Source organism: Spirosoma oryzicola (assembly GCF_021233055.1).
In the GTDB taxonomy this organism is placed as follows: domain Bacteria; phylum Bacteroidota; class Bacteroidia; order Cytophagales; family Spirosomataceae; genus Spirosoma; species Spirosoma oryzicola.
Genome location: NZ_CP089538.1, coordinates 4,018,694 through 4,030,795 on the forward strand (window position 1 = coordinate 4,018,694; position 12,102 = coordinate 4,030,795).

The window sequence follows — 12,102 nt, forward strand, 5'->3', positions numbered from 1 at the left end:
TTCATCGACGGAGCCGTGACTTTCGAACTTACCAAAGATTATCTTGATCATATCCAATCAGCGATTGAAGCGGGCGACGACACGCTGCTTCGTACTGAGATGGAAGAACTGTTTCCCGCCGATATTTCGGGAATCCTGTACGAACTCGAACCGGAACCGGCCCATTACCTGCTCAGCCTGCTCGACAAACCCGTTGGCGCGGAGATTCTGGCGAACCTCGACCCAACAGACCGGACGAACCTGCTCAAAACGTTTACCTCCGAAGAGCTGGCTCCATTCATTAACCAGATGGACTCCGATGATGCCGTTGACCTACTCAACGAGCAGCCTATTCAGGTACGCGAAGAAGTGATTGGGCTGCTGGAAGATCGGGAGCAAGCCCGTTTTATTCTGGATCTGCTGCACTACGACGACAGCGTAGCGGGCGGCCTGATGCAGAAAGAGTTGATCAAAATAAATGTCAACCTGACGGTCAATGCCTGCATTGAGGAAATTCGCCAGCAAGCGGAAGACGTTGAAAATGTGTACGCTGTGTACGTCGTTGACGATGTTGGCAAATTGCTGGGGCTGGTTTCGTTGAAAAAAATCGTGCTCGCGCGTAAAACCACAAGAATCGACGATATCTACGACGATGACGTTGTATTCGTGGAGACCTACCGCCCCGTTACGGAAGTGGCCGAAGTGATGCGGAAGTACGACTTAGACGCCATTCCGGTGGTGAACATCCAGCAGCGCTTGCTGGGCCGGATTACGATTGACGACGTGGTTGACGTGATTACCGAACAGGCCGAAGAAGACATTCAGGTTATTTCAGGTCTTTCGGGGGAAGTCGAGGAAGACGACAACATCTGGCAGCGCTCAAAAATTCAGTTGCCCTGGCTTGTAGCGGGCGCCGTCGGCAGTTTGCTGGCAGCCACGGTTATCAACGGCTTTCAAAGCGAACTGGGCAAGGTTTCGGCCCTGGCGGCTTTTATTCCGATCATTGGCTCGACGGGCGGTAACGTTGGCATTCAAACCTCATCGCTGATTCTGCAAAGCCTGGCCGACACGTCGGGTCTGAGCACAACCATCGCCAAACGGCTCCTGCGAACCTTGCTGGTGGCCATCATCAACGGGTTGGTAGTTGGTTTGATCGCCGGAACGTACACCTTTCTCATTGGTGAACCCCGCCTGTTTTTTGTCGTCGCCACGTCCTTGCTGGCCGTTGTATTGCTGGCTTCCTTCATGGGTACGATAACGCCATTGCTTCTCAACCGAATCGGTATCAATCCGGCGGTAGCGTCAGGACCATTCATCACAACCGCAAATGACCTAATTGGGATCGGCGTTTACTTCATGATTGCCCAGTGGCTGCTCACCGAAGTTTAGTATCCATATTCCTTTTACGCAATCCTCTTTTTCTCTATGCTTGCCGTTATTCAGCGCGTTTCCCAGGCATCCGTTACCATTGACAATACCGTTAAAGGTCAGATCGGAACCGGTTTTCTGATTTTGCTTGGCATCACTCACACCGACTCTCGTGAGGATGTGGAGTGGCTTAGTAAGAAGATTGTTGGGATGCGCGTCTTCAACGATGCCGATGACAAAATGAATCTCGACCTGACGACCGTTGGCGGAGACATTCTACTCATCAGTCAGTTTACGCTTCACGCCAGCACCAAAAAAGGCAATCGTCCTAGTTTCATCGAAGCCGCCCGGCCTGAAGTAGCCATACCACTTTATGAAGCCATGATTAGCCAGTTGACGACAGACCTCGGAAAGCCGATTCAGACGGGCGAATTTGGAGCGGACATGAAAGTATCGTTGCTCAACGACGGTCCGGTTACGATTGTGGTCGACTCTAAAAACAGGATTTAACCCTGCGCTATCGTCAATAAACCGGCTCCCGTTGTCGGGTTCAGCCTGACGGCGAACGATGTAACTGCCGGTGTTTTCCTATCGCTAAATTTTAGGTACTACGAAACCAAATTCGACGTTCGTTTCCTAAAAACAATTACTTTTACTTAAACAGCCCATTGTTCATGCCACTCACTTTCCGTGAAGGCATAGCCATGTCAGCCGAATGGATTTTCTACCCTCTGACCTTACTGCCTATGCCGAAGCGCACACGTCGCCCGAAAGCGATTTGCTGCGCCAGCTTAACCGAAACACCCGTGCCCATATCATGGCCCCCCGAATGCTGTCGGGGCATGTGCAGGGGCGATTCCTGTCGATGATTTCCTGGATGATCCGGCCCCGCCGTATTCTCGAAATCGGTACATACACGGGTTATTCAGCGCTGTGTCTTGCGGAAGGGTTGACCGACGACGGCAAACTAATCACCATCGACCATAACGAAGAGCTTGAGGATTTTGCACGTTCCTACTGGCAGCAATCGCCGTTGAGCGCTAAAATCGACTTTTATCTGGGGCAGGCTTCGGCTATTATTCCAACCCTCGACGAAACCTTCGATCTGGTTTTTATTGACGCCGACAAGCGCAACAATGCGCTGTATTTTGATTTGATTATCGACAAACTTCGACCGGGCGGTTTTATTTTGGCGGACAATGTCTTGTGGAGTGGCAAGGTTGTTGAACCCATAAAACTGTCTGATCGCGATACCCCTCTTGTCCTGGCTTTTAACCAAAAGGTTCAGGACGACCCGCGCGTCGAAAACGTGCTGTTACCCGTCCGCGACGGGATTATGCTGATCCGCAAACGCTGACTTACGATTGACCAAACAAACCGCCGAAGCGGTACGCAGACTTTATGAGAACATTGACGTATTCCTTCACCCTTCTATTCACGCTAATTAGCCTGATTGCAACGGCCCAAACATCAACATCGATACCGGTTGTACCCGAACAGGTAACGTTTGCTGACATTTCGGTCCGGTTCGATCCCGATGCCCGACGCATCATCCAGCAGGATGTCAACGCGCTGCTCTCTAACCGACAATACTGGACCGCCAAACTGGACCGGGTAGCGTTGTATTTTCCGATGATCGAAGCAATTCTGATCGACGAGGACGTACCAACGGACTTCAAATACCTGGCCGTTCAGGAAAGCTCACTTATACCCGACGCCGTGTCAACATCGATGGCGGTTGGCTACTGGCAGTTCAAGCGCGAAACCGCAACCGACCACGGATTGCGCGTGGACGACGAGATTGATGAACGGAAAAGCATTACGGCTTCGACCCACGGTGCCGCAAAATATTTGAAGCGAAGCAATACACAGTTCAACAACTGGGTCGCTTCGCTGTACTCCTATTACCTCGGCACCGGCGGTATTTCCAAATTGATTCCTCCCGATTGGTCCTACGCCCGCGAAGTGGCGCTCGATGGCCGTACGGACCGCTACATCCTACGCTTCTTCGCCCACAAACTTGCGATTGAAAATGCCCTGAAATTTCACCAGGCTGGCAATCAGTTCGCCTTGATCGAATACGGTAACGGCGGGGGCAAAACACTGAAATCCATTGCCGAAGAGCTGGGAGTCGATGAATTTGAGTTGCGAAAATACAACCGTTGGGTGCAGGGCGAAAGCGTCCCAACCGACAAAGCCTACGTGATGGCAATCCCCGTTGCCAACAACCAGATTAATGACATCCGCCAGAAAATTGTCAACGTCGGCGACAAAAAACGACCTGATTTTGTCCAGAACGACGTTGGATTTCCGGTGTTGCGTCGGGTAACAACCGGTCGGACTAGCAAAAGCGATCCAATTCTGTACGAAATCAACGGTTTACCCGGTATTCAGGCCCAGGCCGGAGACAACAGTGCGTCATTGGCGCGCAAGGCTAAAATCAGCCTGTCGAGCTTCCTGCGCTACAATGATATGAACGAACAGGACCCGATCATTGTCAACGACGTGTATTACTTGGCGAAGAAGATGAAAAAGGCACTGGTTCCTTTCCATACCGTTCGTCAGGATGAAACCTCACGCAGTATTTCGCAACGCTACGGTATCCGGCTTAAGAAACTGATGCGTTATAACCGGCTCGACCGCCTTCAGAAGCTGACGGTAGGTCGGGTGATGTGGCTTCGCGAGCGCCGACCCGCCAACAAACCCGTTGAGATTATCAATACCCCAACACCACCGGTTTACGATCAGACACCTACCCCCCCTACCCGAACCGAGGCAACGGTAGCCGACCGCGCGCCAGCAGAAAGAACCAACCCGAATCGGTCGGTAGATGGACTGGGAAATGTACCCCGGAACGCGTCGGAGCGCAAAATGTACCAGCCAAAACTGGTTGGTGGCGGTGTCACGCCGAATGATGGAACGTCGGAACCGGCCACAGCCCCCCGGCCCGAACCTACGCGCACAGTGACGAGTCCATCGTTCGAAAGCCCGGCCCCCAGCAGTCAGCCCGCGTCAACTCAACCGAATCGGTCAACGAACAACGAAGGCTCGCAACGTGTAGTAATCGTTCGTACGCCCGACTCCTCCGAACCACCACGCACGGTTCCGGTTGCAACCACTCCAGAGCGCGAACAACCAGCTGCACCCGTTGCGGAGCGCGCTACAGATTCGCCCGTTGCAGCACCCAAGGCGACAAAGTCGTCGGATACGTATGCCAGCAATCGTCCGGTCAGAACAGCCCCAGCGCCGGAACCCGAACGGGGTTCTTACGAAGGTCCGCGCGAACAGCAGGCCGATGGCTCATTGACCATTCCATCGACTCCGCCCGCCCGCTCTGGTTCACCAGCCGTGGTGAAGAACGAAACCCGCTCGACTCCGCCCGCCGAGAAGCCACTCCCCGAACCCGTAAAGCCGTCGGCATCGGTCATGAATCGTCCAGCGACACCAGCGGCTACAAGCACCAATCGGACGGCTTCGACGCACACGGTAGAACCCGGTCAGACCTATTACAGCATTTCAAAACTCTATGGTCTCACGGTTGATCAATTATTGACCCTAAATGACCTGACAGCCAACGACGGACTGAGAGTTGGTCAACAGTTGGTCGTCAAAAAAGCAGCGGGTAGCCCGGTCGCGTCGGCACCAACCAAATCGGCAGCAACGGCATCCCAGGGAACTGCCACCTACCATACCGTTGCAAAAGGTGAAACAATGTTCCGCATTTCGAAACAGTATGGCGTCAGCATCGAACAGATTCAGGAGTGGAATAATCTAACAGATAACACCGTTAAGGAAGGCCAACGAATTAAAATAATGAAGTAGCCCAACGGAACGTCATCAAATCAACAGAGCCGCCCTTACGGTTAGGGGCGGCTTTGTCGTTTATCGTGTGTATCTTTACGTAAGAAAACAATCGTTCGGGAGCAGATACCAGTAAGGGTCGTTCAATCCTTTTCCTGAGCTATTTAACGAGCGCGGTCCAAAAGCCGCGTCTGATTCAATACAGCGGTTTTGAGCCGCGTCATAGTTATGATTCTGATTGATAATACGTGCATCAGCGACGACGTTGCCGAAAAGTTTTTTGTCTGCAACTTAGATAAATGCAAAGGAGCCTGCTGCGTTGAGGGCGACATGGGCGCTCCACTCGAAGGCGACGAACCGGCTATTCTGGACCGGATTTTTAACGATGTAAAACCGTATCTGTCGCCGGAAGGCATTCGGGAAATAGAGCTGCGCGGGGGGTACGAATCCGACGGCGACGGCGGTTTTGTCACGAATACCGTGGGTGGTCGGGAGTGCGTATACGCCACCTGGAACGAACGGGGTATTTTGAAATGCGGTATTGAGGAAGCTTACAACGACGGAAAAGTTAATTGGAAGAAGCCCATATCCTGCCACCTGTATCCAATTCGCGTTACCAAATACGAATCGTTCCATGCGCTCAACTACGACCGCTGGCCGATTTGTAGTCCAGCCTGTGGTTTCGGCGAACAGCTAAACGTTCCTATTTACAAGTTTGTCCGTGAAGCCTTGGTTCGGGCTTACGGCGAAGAATGGTACGGTCAGCTAACGAAAGCCATTGAGGAAAAAGAATAGTGTATGTGATCTGTTGGCTGATCGGCCTAGTCGTTAGCCAACAGGTTTCTGTCTATATGCCTGAACAGCGCAACTATTTTGAGGAAGTGTACGAAGTCGTGCGGCTGGTTCCGAAAGGACGCGTAACGACGTACGGCGCTATTGCTCGTTATCTGAGTTTACGGGCCGGTGCCCGCATGGTTGGCTGGGCCATGAACGGCAGCCACAACTATCCGAATGTACCGGCGCACCGGGTTGTCAATAGCGTCGGCGTGCTGTCGGGTAAGCATTTTTTCGGTGGTCCAACCATTATGCAGCAACTGCTGGAAGATGAAGGCGTAGCGGTAGTTGACGACCGGGTAGTCGATTTTGAAAAGCGGCTTTGGGACCCTTCTCTAGAACTGACCCTGTAGCCAGCACTTCGCCGTTGGGTCAAACTCACCCGGTTTCTCACATGAATTTAAAGCAGGCTTGCGCCCGTTACTCTTTTCAGTGAACGTACCGAACAAGCCAGATACCAAAAAAGGGACCATTGAGGTCCCTTTTTTGGTAAAACGAACGATGGCCTTGTCAGGACCGCACTTTCTTGGGCGTATCGTCCGGCTCCGCCAATACAACCGGGGTTCGGTAGCTGCGTACCAGAAAATAAATGCCCATCAACACCGCCGGGATGCTCAGTAACTGACCTACGTTTAGCGGTAGGCTATCCTCGAAAGGCACCTGATTTTCTTTCAGGTATTCATAGAAGAACCGAAGGCCAAACACCCAGATCAGGAAGATACCTAACATGCTGCCGCGTGGTGTACGCTCTTTATAGTGATTCCAGAACCACAGCAAAACAAAAAATATAACCAGACAGGATAGCGACTCATAAAGCTGTGCCGGGTGACGCGGAATCTTGGCGTATTCGCTGTTATTCATAAACACAAACGCCCAGGGGACGTCCGTTGGTCGACCGACAATCTCCGAGTTCATCAGGTTACCCAGGCGAATACTGGCACCACCCAATGCTACAACAATGACAATTCGGTCGGTCACCCAAAGAAACGACTGGTTCGTCAGGCGGCTTTCTTTCCGGCGCGAATACAGCCATAAGCTCGTCAGGATACCAACAGTAGCGCCGTGGCTGGCCAGCCCCCGGTACGGCGGCAGAATCACTTCGAGTGGATTTTTAAACAGAACTTCGGGTTCGTAGAACAGAAAGTGACCAATGCGAGCGCCCAAAATTGTGGCCACCACCATGTAAATCAGAAGGGTGTCGGTATCAGCAACGGGTTTGTTTTCTTTCTTGAAGATGTAGGTCATAATCTGCATCCCGATCAGAAAACCCAGTGCAAACAACAGTCCGTACCAGCGCACTGAAAACGAACCAATGTGAAAAATTTCGGGATTAACGTCCCAAATCACGTATTGCAGCATAATGAATCAGAGTCAACGCCGATTAGTAACGAGCGACGGCGGGCAAAGATACGGATTGCGGGAAAGTTTTCCGTTGTTTTCGTGTTATAGGCGCATGATGAAATCAATTCTGATTGGGCTGGTCAGGATTTATCAGGCCGCGATCTCTCCTTATTTTCCTAATGCCTGCCGGTACACCCCCACCTGCTCGCAATACACCATTGAAGCCATTCAGAAACACGGTCCCATACGGGGCGGCTGGCTAGGCATGAAACGGATTGGTCGCTGCCATCCGTGGGGCGGGCAGGGCTACGACCCCGTTCCGTGATCAACGGGGCATCCTACCACTGAGAGCCGCTTAAGCGATTGACTGTAGGCTGCGCGGACTCAGGGAAACCGTTTTTTGTAAGCAATGTAAATCACGATTTGAATGACAAAGCTTACAAAGAGTAAAGCGTTAGCGTAGTCCGGTCTCGAAAACGATAACCAGAAAAAGCTTAACGAAACGACTAACGCCAACAGGGCTGAAATAACGCGCCAAACGACGGCCTGATTTAGTTTCATGTGTGACGTGTATCTGTTTTGCTTCGCTAAACTATTGCTGTTCATTCAAGTATTGTACCAACGGCTGTTGAAGCAGATGCAAAATAGCTCAACTATCACTCAAAAAATTGGCTTTTGCTGTAGTCAACCGCTGGGCGGCAAACGATGAACGAAATAACTGTCAATTTGTCGGTTCACGTCGCTTTTGCCTTAAAGTTGCTGTTGGCCTTTACAATTACTTGTTGATTACTAACTGACATGGTTAATATTACCCCAGACAATAAACTGAAACGCCTGATCGTGGTAGGCGACCGGGTGCTTATAAAGCCCAAAGATCCAACGGATCGGACAGTCAGCGGCTTATACCTGCCCCCAACGGTGCAGGAGCGCGAACAAGTTCAGTCGGGTTATGTTATTAAGGTGGGACCGGGCTACCCTATTCCTGCCCCCACTGACGACGAGCCGTGGAAAGAAACTGAAGAGAAAGTCAAGTACATGCCACTTCAGGCGCAGGAAGGCGATGTAGCGCTTTATCTGCAACGAAACGCCATCGAATTGCAGTACGAAGGCGAACAGTACGTCATTGTGCCGCAGTCGTCGATACTGATGCTGGAACGGTCGGAAGATTTGTTGTAAAGCGGCTCGCTGGCCGTAGTATTTTTCGCTTTATGCGGTCTGGCAACCGCCTTACCTGAAACACTATGCGCTACCGTTGGTTGATACTTCTGATTCTTCTATTAATCGGACTCATCCCAAGTATGGAAAGTACAGCAAATCAGCAGAAGTCGCTCAGGGCGATTTTAAGCGAAAAGAAAGACCACCGGCGCGTGTTGCTCCTCTATGGCCGCGACGATGTTCAGCACTACCTTATCGAACAACAGGAAGCCCTCAATGAAGTAAGAGATGGCCTCGATGAGCGGGATCTCGATGTGATCGTCATTGTTGCTTCCCTCCTACAGGAACCCGACCGCCAGTTTTTGATGCATGACTACAAGTTGGTTCCTTCCGAAGATTTTATCGGCTGGCTCATCGGCAAAGACGGTGGGGTCAAACAAACATACATGAAGCCCGTTTCGCCAAAGGACCTGTTCGATACAATCGACAGTATGCCCATGCGGAAGCAGGAACAGAAACACGAATAACGTTCAGGAGGCTAACATAGCCTCCTGAACCCTAGTTACCGCCTGCGCAATCATTGATCGCCAAATTTGGTTGCTTCGGTCACTCCTTTCCAGGTGTCTGTACGGAACGGCACCGCTGGAAACGACTCTTTATTGTACAAATTCACATCACCGTTGTCATCGGCCCAGCCGTACCGGACAGCAACCGGTGCCGTTACCGAATCGGCGTGGACAATGATCGTATTTCCTTGAAGGTAGGCTTTGGCGTAGTAGAATTTTTGGTCCGCTCCCGCGACCTCAAAGCCTCTTAAGTAGCCGTATTTATCCTTTACCAGCAAGCCACTGCCCACATTCCGAAACGTCAGTACCGCCCGATTTCCGTCCACGCGCATAGCATCGAACATGGGGCCGCGCGAAGCGTCACCTACTGAATTTTCTCCTTTGGCAGCTCCGCTGTAGGCTACCCGCATCGCTTCGGCAGCCAACCGTTTGCCAACGTCCTGTTTGTTTTTCGGGTGAATATCGTTCGACTCACCAATGTCCGACGTTACGGCCATACCCGTATTCGGTAATTGAAGCGTCATCGTTTGTGCTTCCCGGAGTTCGGCCCAACCACTGCCACGCTGACTGTTACCGTTGGATGCATTGTAGCTAGCCAGTTGCACGAACAGAAAAGGAAAATCGTTACCCCAGCGCTGCCGCCAATCCTGAATCATGAGCGGAAAAGCTTTTCGGTATTGATAGGAACGCCCCGCGTTTGATTCGCCCTGGTACCAGATAACACCCTCCATCGCGTACGGAATTAACGGATTGAGCATGGCATTGAACAACTGTGTGGCGTAGGTGTTCGGGCCAGGTTTAAACGACGACGGAAACACAGCCGCTACCCGATACTTCCACGGCCCGGCCAGCGGAATGGTTAGATTGTCACCGGTAAGCTGCATTTGCTCAGGTTTCCCGGCAAAGCCACCCGCACCGCTTTCATCCGTAACGCGAACGGCAATAACATTTCGACCCAGTTTTAGCAACCCGTCAGGAATAGCGTATGAACGCGGCTGGCCCCGTTTTGCTCCCCCGACGAACTGCCCATTGACGAACGTAGAATCCTTATCATCAACAGAGCCGAACTGAAGCGTTACGTTTTTAAGCGTAGCCTCTTCCGGTATGGTTATCTCCCGCCGGAACCACACCACGCCGTCGAGGGTGGGTAAACCGCCCCACTCCCAGTCGCTGGGTTGATTCATGGATTTCCACTGGTCGGTATTCAGCGTAGGATCTGCCCATTTTTTTTCTTCGGCAGCAGTCGGCAATCCGCCCTGCTGCTTTTCCAGCAGCAAGCGAATTCGTTCTTTACCGCTCTGGATTACTTCGTCGTCTGTGGCCGGAAGCTTATTGGCGACAAGACGAAGTTCGTCGTTCTGGTTGAGCGCTTCCCGACTAGTCCACGTCTCGGAGTGGGTTCCTCCCCACGTCGTATTGATCAGGCCGATCGGTACGTTTAGTTCCTTCTGCAACTGCCGGGCGAAGAAATAACCAACGGCGGTAAATCCTGGTGCCGTTTTGGGACTACACACCGCCCACTCACCCTCAATATCATCTTTCGGCGTCAGGCTAACAGCTTTCTTCACCGACAACTGGCGAATAGTTGGATAGTTGGCCTCTTTTGCTTCTTCTTTCCCATTCGTAGCGGCCTGCAATGGCCATTCCATGTTCGACTGGCCCGAACAAACCCATACTTCGCCTAACAGCACATCCTCGAAGGAGACCGCATTCGTTTTGCCTTTTACCGTCAGTTGATAAGGTCCACCAGCTTCCATCGGATCAAGCAGTACCTTCCATTTTCCTTCCTTTCCTGCCTTGACCGTTTTTGTCTGGTTGTTGAAAGTAACGGTTACTTTCTCTCCTGCATCGGCCCACCCCCACACGGGTACTGGTTTTCGACGTTGCAACACCATGTGCGAACCAAACACACGGGGCAATCGAACATCGGCCCAGGCAGTGTCCAGGCCCAGAAGGCTTACCAATAAGACAGTCCATTTAAAACCTTTCATTCATATACAGGATTTAGTTGATTATTCGTCGGCTAATTTACATCGACCATGAAACATTGGACACCGGGTACCTGATAAAGCTAATCGAGCGCTCATTGAGCGTGGTACTGTACGTACTAAAGCCTAAAAGTGGCTTTTTTCCTTATTTATCCAGTTTTTTTCTCAACGAACGTGGCAGACGAACGCATCCTGATTACCGGCGCAACGGGAAATGTAGGCGGAGAAACGCTACTCGCGCTGAAAAAAGATACCACTGGATCATCTGTCGAGTTAATAGCTGCTGTGCGCGACCCGGCTAACGCAAAGGCCGTAATGCAGATTCTGCCAGATCGTTTTGTCAAACTGGATTTTACCAATTCGAATACGTTCGCTTCTGCTCTTACGGGTATCACCCGCGTATTGCTGATCCGGCCGGCCGAATTGTCGGATGTAGATGCTTATTTTAAGCCATTTATAGCTGCGATGAAGCAGGCAGCCGTTCGACACGTAACTTTTTTATCGTTACAGGGTGTAGAACACAATCCGATCGTTCCGCATCATGCGATTGAAAAGCTTATCGTCGAGGCCGGATTATCATTCACCTTTCTTCGGCCCAGCTTTTTCATGCAAAACCTTTGCCATACCCACCGCGACGAAATCCGACTGCGCAACGAGATTTTTGTACCTGCTGGCAATGGTCGTACCAGTTTGATTGACGTACGTGATGTAGCTGCCGTTGCCGCCCGGACACTGACAAGCCAGAGCAATGAATACAGGAATAGAGGGTACGAACTAACCGGTTCCGACGCGTTGACTTATTACGAGATTGCCCAGCTACTGAGCCGGTTGCTGGATCGTCAGATTATCTATAAAAATCCGTCTATGCTGGAATTCATCTGGCAGAAGTGGCACCGGGAGAATAGGTCGTTAGCGCATACACTGGTTAAAACGGCCCTTTACACCGTAGCGCGACTGGGCAAAGCCGCTGACCTCACGAATGAAACTGAACAACTGCTGGGTCGTCCACCGATTACATTCGAGCAATTTGCTATTGACCACCGCGCGGCCTGGCTGCCTTAAACCGATTG

Annotated in this window: 12 protein-coding genes; 10 read left to right on the forward strand and 2 right to left on the reverse strand. The window is 51.6% G+C overall.

Going from position 1 to position 12,102, the window contains the following annotated elements:
- The first annotated feature begins 15 nt into the window (after nt 1-15).
- The 6 genes from mgtE (at nt 16) to LQ777_RS17040 (ending at nt 6,335) form a co-directional block, all read left to right on the forward strand.
- On the forward strand, nt 16-1,368 hold the full coding sequence (gene mgtE, locus LQ777_RS17015; RefSeq protein WP_232559132.1) for a magnesium transporter: 1,353 nt from the start codon (nt 16-18) through the stop codon (nt 1,366-1,368).
- Between the two features lie 36 nt (nt 1,369-1,404).
- A complete protein-coding gene (gene dtd, locus LQ777_RS17020) occupies nt 1,405-1,857 on the forward strand; it encodes a D-aminoacyl-tRNA deacylase (protein ID WP_232559133.1) in 453 nt (150 codons plus the stop codon).
- A 205-nt stretch (nt 1,858-2,062) separates the two neighbouring features.
- On the forward strand, nt 2,063-2,704 hold the full coding sequence (locus LQ777_RS17025) for an O-methyltransferase (protein WP_232559134.1): 642 nt from the start codon (nt 2,063-2,065) through the stop codon (nt 2,702-2,704).
- A gap of 44 nt (nt 2,705-2,748) precedes the next feature.
- Nucleotides 2,749-5,169: a LysM peptidoglycan-binding domain-containing protein gene (locus LQ777_RS17030; RefSeq protein WP_232559135.1), complete on the forward strand. Its 2,421-nt coding sequence runs from the start codon at nt 2,749-2,751 to the stop codon at nt 5,167-5,169.
- A 207-nt stretch (nt 5,170-5,376) separates the two neighbouring features.
- A complete protein-coding gene (locus LQ777_RS17035; RefSeq protein WP_232559136.1) occupies nt 5,377-5,943 on the forward strand; it encodes a DUF3109 family protein in 567 nt (188 codons plus the stop codon).
- A 56-nt stretch (nt 5,944-5,999) separates the two neighbouring features.
- Nucleotides 6,000-6,335, forward strand: coding sequence for an MGMT family protein (locus LQ777_RS17040; RefSeq protein ID WP_232559137.1), 336 nt, complete (start codon nt 6,000-6,002; stop codon nt 6,333-6,335).
- Nucleotides 6,336-6,492: 157 nt separating this feature from the next.
- Here the strand turns inward: LQ777_RS17040 and lgt are convergent, their stop codons facing one another.
- Nucleotides 6,493-7,341: a prolipoprotein diacylglyceryl transferase gene (lgt, locus tag LQ777_RS17045; protein WP_232559138.1), complete on the reverse strand. Its 849-nt coding sequence runs from the start codon at nt 7,339-7,341 to the stop codon at nt 6,493-6,495.
- Nucleotides 7,342-7,438: 97 nt separating this feature from the next.
- On the opposite strand from lgt, the gene yidD reads away from it, so the two are divergent.
- The 3 genes from yidD to LQ777_RS17060 all read left to right on the forward strand — a co-directional run bounded on the left by yidD (nt 7,439) and on the right by LQ777_RS17060 (nt 9,005).
- A complete protein-coding gene (yidD, locus tag LQ777_RS17050; RefSeq protein ID WP_232562866.1) occupies nt 7,439-7,648 on the forward strand; it encodes a membrane protein insertion efficiency factor YidD in 210 nt (69 codons plus the stop codon).
- A gap of 473 nt (nt 7,649-8,121) precedes the next feature.
- A complete protein-coding gene (locus tag LQ777_RS17055; protein ID WP_232559139.1) occupies nt 8,122-8,499 on the forward strand; it encodes a co-chaperone GroES in 378 nt (125 codons plus the stop codon).
- Nucleotides 8,500-8,621: 122 nt separating this feature from the next.
- Complete coding sequence (locus LQ777_RS17060; protein ID WP_232559140.1) at nt 8,622-9,005, forward strand: DUF4174 domain-containing protein; 384 nt, start codon at nt 8,622-8,624, stop codon at nt 9,003-9,005.
- A 50-nt stretch (nt 9,006-9,055) separates the two neighbouring features.
- On the opposite strand, the gene LQ777_RS17065 is transcribed toward LQ777_RS17060, so the two are convergent.
- The gene (locus tag LQ777_RS17065; RefSeq protein WP_232559141.1) at nt 9,056-11,035 is read right to left on the reverse strand and encodes a sialate O-acetylesterase; all 1,980 of its coding nucleotides are present in this window, start codon (nt 11,033-11,035) and stop codon (nt 9,056-9,058) included.
- A 171-nt stretch (nt 11,036-11,206) separates the two neighbouring features.
- On the opposite strand from LQ777_RS17065, the gene LQ777_RS17070 reads away from it, so the two are divergent.
- Entirely contained in the window at nt 11,207-12,094 is an 888-nt protein-coding gene (locus LQ777_RS17070) for an SDR family oxidoreductase (protein ID WP_232559142.1), read from the forward strand.
- Nucleotides 12,095-12,102: the final 8 nt, after the last annotated feature.

Bases quoted from the DNA above. Each gene is read 5' to 3' on its own strand.
- dtd (WP_232559133.1), top strand. From the start codon at position 1,405: ATGCTTGCCGTTATTCAGCGCGTTTCCCAGGCATCCGTTACCATTGAC.
- LQ777_RS17025 (WP_232559134.1), top strand. From the start codon at position 2,063: ATGGATTTTCTACCCTCTGACCTTACTGCCTATGCCGAAGCGCACACG.
- LQ777_RS17030 (WP_232559135.1), top strand. From the start codon at position 2,749: ATGAGAACATTGACGTATTCCTTCACCCTTCTATTCACGCTAATTAGC.
- LQ777_RS17035 (WP_232559136.1), top strand. From the start codon at position 5,377: ATGATTCTGATTGATAATACGTGCATCAGCGACGACGTTGCCGAAAAG.
- LQ777_RS17040 (WP_232559137.1), top strand. From the start codon at position 6,000: ATGCCTGAACAGCGCAACTATTTTGAGGAAGTGTACGAAGTCGTGCGG.
- lgt (WP_232559138.1), bottom strand. From the start codon at position 7,341: ATGCTGCAATACGTGATTTGGGACGTTAATCCCGAAATTTTTCACATT.
- yidD (WP_232562866.1), top strand. From the start codon at position 7,439: ATGAAATCAATTCTGATTGGGCTGGTCAGGATTTATCAGGCCGCGATC.
- LQ777_RS17055 (WP_232559139.1), top strand. From the start codon at position 8,122: ATGGTTAATATTACCCCAGACAATAAACTGAAACGCCTGATCGTGGTA.
- LQ777_RS17060 (WP_232559140.1), top strand. From the start codon at position 8,622: ATGGAAAGTACAGCAAATCAGCAGAAGTCGCTCAGGGCGATTTTAAGC.
- LQ777_RS17065 (WP_232559141.1), bottom strand. From the start codon at position 11,035: ATGAAAGGTTTTAAATGGACTGTCTTATTGGTAAGCCTTCTGGGCCTG.